This is a genomic window from Acidovorax sp. GW835-FHT14B10 (assembly GCF_058793725.1).
In genome coordinates, this window is the sequence record NZ_JBXAGC010000077.1 from 1 (window position 1) to 998 (window position 998).

Consider the following 998-nt stretch of genomic DNA (forward strand, 5'->3'; position numbering starts at 1 on the left):
GATAGATTTGCGGTTGGTGGCGCTTGAGCCGCCAGACCCGGATGTGGCCTTGCTCGCGGTCGATGTCTTCGAGGCGCAGGGCGGCGACTTCGCCGCGTCGCAGCCCATAGATCGCAAGCAACAGAAGGATGGCTCGATCCCGCACGTCATCCTCGGTGCTACCTGTGGCGGTGTTGATCAACCGCTGAACGTCATGCCAGCCCAGCGCGTAAGGGAGCGTCTCGAGGCGGTAACGCCGATGGCACAGGATTGAGCCGGCCAAGCTCTTTGAGCACGCGCCAGTCGAAGCAGCATGTTTGAAGAACACGCGCAGCATTCTCGCGATATGGCCAGCGGAGATTCGTGACCATCGCTGCGCGCCATAGGTCACGAAGTAGGCGTCAATGTCTTTGGGCTCAAGCGACTTGAGATCTCTACCCGTCTCCTTGCACCACCTTAGGAAGTTGGCCGTACGGTAGCGCCACTGCTCGACTGTGCACGGCGTCAGGCCTCGCTCGTCCCGCATCCACACCACGAACCGATCGAGCGCCTCGGGGAATGCAATTGGCTGCTCGGGCTGATGCCACCAGCCAATGAACTTCAGCCATGGTCGCCCAATGTTGAGCAGGCCCGCTGCCGTTTGGTCAGTAACAGGCGGCCGGTGCGCTGCTATCAGCCGGCGCAGCTGTTCAGCGTCGACCTGGCGGTGGACGCCTGCCGGAAGAGACATGGCGAGCCAGAGCAAGGCTCTGGCCCGATTGCGTTGTGTGTGCAGCGTGGCGCCGACTGAGGCGCAGTGAAGCAAATAGCGGTGTCGCTCGTCAAACAGGGGGCCGTCACGATGACGTGCGATCGTGCCGACATCGGCGAAGAGTTTCTCGAACATGGCAGGCCTCAAAAGTGAAGAAGGGCTGCCAGCAGGTGCCGATATTTATGTTGTGTCAACTACCGCAGAATCGTGTAACCGCGTTGACGGCGCCGCCGATGGCCACATATCTCGGGCCGCAACATAACCGGCG

General features: G+C 61.3%; 1 protein-coding gene. It reads right to left on the reverse strand.

Annotation, left to right across the window (positions count from 1 at the left end; all coding sequences use genetic code 11):
• Positions 1-865, reverse strand: an 865-nt coding sequence (locus tag AC1Q5S_RS22275) for a tyrosine-type recombinase/integrase (RefSeq protein ID WP_492239459.1), incomplete at its 3' end; no start/stop codon positions are given.
• Between the last annotated feature and the right edge of the window lie 133 nt (positions 866-998).